Below are 2,941 nucleotides of genomic sequence, written 5' to 3' on the forward strand. Positions count from 1 at the left end.
GGTTTTCCGTCCGGAATTGCGTCAAAACAAAGAGATAGAGCGGGTCGCCGTTTCCGTGAAACGGTCAACTGCTCCTAGAGCAATTCCAGGAAAAGTGTGAGCGGTTTTCCGTCCGGAATTGCGTCAAAACAAAGAGATAGAGCGGGTCGCCGTTTCCATGAAACGGTGAACTGCTCTAGCGGAGCCCTCGATCCTGCGTTGAGGCCCCTAACCGGCTCGGCCCAACGCTATGGCCGACCCCGTGAACGGCAGCACCAGATCATAACCGGCCGGCGGCGGCACGATCGGCGTTGCCGCGGAGGTGCCGAACTGGGTGACGCCCTCGCCGAGATGGCTCGCCAGATCATGGCGGCCGCCGCCGAACTCAAACGCAGTGCTGGCGAGCAGGCGCGCGGAGAACACGTTGGTGCCGATCAGTTGCACCATCGTCGTGCCGGCGGAGACCGCGACCGTCGTGCCCGCCACCAGGCTGGTGCGGCGGAAGGTGGCGATGCATTCGCCTTGCTCGAACGAAGCTGGATCGTCGAAGGTCCCCATCGGCCGGCGCTGCAGATAGAGCGAGAACTCTCCCACCGGATCGAGCCCGAGCGACAGCGCGCCGTTGTCGATCCCCGGTGCCTTGAACGGCCTTGCGGCGAAAGTGAAATGCGCTGCCGTCTCGGCGCGCTTGCCGTCGAACAGCGGCACGTCGGGGAAAGGCAGATGCAGGAAATATCCGTAGTCGGCCACTGCGCCATCCTTGGCGCGATAGAAGCGGCCGGTGGCGTACCAGGCGAGTTCGGCGGGAAACAGAGCGGTCATGCGGCGGTCCTGTGATGTCTTGGGAATGGACACCGCGACTGTGCCGCGTTCCGGTGCGGGCGGGAAGCGCCGGATTGCCGACGCGCTTGGCCCAAGCGCTTTCGGCCGGCAGCGCTTGACTGAAGATTGAATCGATCTAATTTGCCGCAAAAATCGGGCGGCGCACCGGATTTCAGAGCATGAGCCTGCAAACCACAATGCAATCCGCGACGCGCGGCCGCTGGGCAGTTGCCGGGATTTTCCTTGCCAATGGCTTCCTCACCGGCAGTTGGGCGCCGCAGATCCCGGTGTTCCTCACCCGTCTGGACATTTCGAAATTCACGCTCGGTCTGCTGATTCTTTTGTTCGGCGTCGGCGCGGTCATGGCGATGACCTGGTGCGGCCATCTCATTTCCAGGCACGGCTCGCGCACAGTGCTGCGCTGGTTCGGCCTCTGCGGCAGCTTCGGCCTGCTGGTCGTGGCGCTGGCGCCCAACGTGCCGCTGGCGGCAATCGCCATGCTTGTCTTCGGCGGCTCGATCGGCGGCATGGACGTCGCCATGAACTCCAACGCCGTTATCGTCGAGCGCCGGCTTTCCCGCGCGATCATGTCGTCCTCGCATGGCTTCTGGAGCCTGGGCGGCTTCGCCGGCGGCGCGCTCGGCGGCTACTCCATCCAGAATTACGGCCATCTCGCCCACGCCATCGTGGTGACCGTGATCGCCTTCGCCATCATCGCCCTTGCCATTCGTTACCTCGTCGCCGAGGACAGGCCTCGGGTCGCCGAGCACCAGAAATTCGCGCTGCCGCGCCACCCAATCGTCTATCTGGTCGGGCTGATGGCGCTGCTCACCATGGTCTCCGAGGGTGCGGTGCTCGACTGGGCGGCGCTCTACCTCCATCAGGAGCTCGGCGCCGATCTTGCGATTGCAGGTCTAGCCTACGCCGCTTTCTCCGGCGTCATGGCGCTGATGCGCTTCCTGGGCGACGGCGTGCGCAACCGCTTCGGCGCCGTGGCGACGCTGCGCGGCTCGGCCCTTGTCGCCGCCGCCGGCATGCTGGTGGGGGGCCTCTCGCCCTCGCCTTATCTTGCCATTGCCGCTTTCGCCTTCTGCGGCTTCGGCATCGCCAACATGGTGCCGATCCTGTTTTCGGCCGGCGGCAACCAGGAAGGCATGTCCTCCGGCACCGGCATGAGCGTCGTCACCACCATGGGCTATTCGGGCATTCTGGTGGCGCCGTCGGCGATCGGCTTCGTCGCCGAGCGATCGAGCTTCGGCCCGATCTTCGTCGCGCTCTCCGGCCTGCTGGTCGTCGTGCTGTTGATGGCGAGCCTCGCTCACCGGGCCGAGTTCGCCCCCGCTCCAGCGCCGGCCGAATAGCGCTTCAGCTCCTCATGCAGGAAATCCGCCACGCGGCGGATGCGCATGCTGGTGCGCACGTCGCGGTGCATGGCGAGCCACACCGGCAACACGGGCAAGGGAACCTCCGGCAACAGCGTCTCCACATCCGGGTCGCGGTCTGCCAGCGGCTTCTGGCCAAGGCCGATGCCATTGCCCGTCCGCACCGCCTCCCAGAGCACGATCTGGTTGTCGGTCCTGAAGCGGAAGTGGCTGCGGCCGACCGGAACGCCGAAGGCGGCGAAGCCGCGAATGATCTCGTCGCTGCGGTCGAACCCCACCAGGGCATGATCGGCGAGGTCTGCTGGTTTTTCCGGCCGGCCGTGTCGCTCGAGATAGGATTGGGCTGCACACAGGCAGAGCCGAATGTCGGTGACCTTGCGCGCCACCAATTCGTTCTGCGCCGGCCTGACCATGCGGATGGCGATGTCGGCATCGCGGCGCAGCAGGTTCTCGACCTGGTTGGAGGCGACGATCTCGACCTCGATGCCCGGCTCCTCCTCGCCAAGGCGCGCCGTCAACCGCGGCAGCACATAGGCCGCGACCACCTCCGAGGCGGCAATCCGCACCGTGCCTTCGATCGCCTCGACCGATCCCAGCGCCAGCAGCGAGAAGGCATTGGCCTGCTCGCTGACCGCCCGGCCGCGCTCATAGAGCACGCTGCCGGCTTCCGTCAGCTCGTAGCCGCGCCGCCCGCGCCGGAACAGCGTGACGCCGAGCGCCTGCTCCAATTCGCCGATGTGGCGGCCGAGCGTCGGCTG

At 66.0% G+C, this 2,941-nt stretch carries 3 protein-coding genes; 1 reads left to right on the forward strand and 2 read right to left on the reverse strand.

Annotation, left to right across the window (positions count from 1 at the left end; genetic code table 11):
* Nucleotides 1-207: 207 nt before the first annotated feature.
* On the reverse strand, nucleotides 208-801 hold the full coding sequence (locus EOA29_RS17440; RefSeq protein WP_126091488.1) for a hypothetical protein: 594 nt from the start codon (nucleotides 799-801) through the stop codon (nucleotides 208-210).
* Between the two features lie 179 nt (nucleotides 802-980).
* Here EOA29_RS17440 and EOA29_RS17445 point away from each other — a divergent pair, with 179 nt between their 5' ends.
* Nucleotides 981-2,162 (forward strand): MFS transporter, encoded by a 1,182-nt coding sequence (locus tag EOA29_RS17445; protein ID WP_126091487.1) that lies wholly within the window; start codon nucleotides 981-983, stop codon nucleotides 2,160-2,162.
* Here the strand turns inward: EOA29_RS17445 and EOA29_RS17450 are convergent.
* Nucleotides 2,120-2,941, reverse strand: an 822-nt coding sequence (locus tag EOA29_RS17450; protein WP_245468481.1) for a LysR family transcriptional regulator, incomplete at its 5' end; no start/stop codon positions are given. The two genes, EOA29_RS17445 and EOA29_RS17450, sit on opposite strands and share 43 nt — an antisense overlap.

It is taken from the genome of Mesorhizobium sp. M1E.F.Ca.ET.063.01.1.1, from assembly GCF_003998155.1.
Classification (GTDB): Bacteria; Pseudomonadota; Alphaproteobacteria; order Rhizobiales; family Rhizobiaceae; genus Mesorhizobium.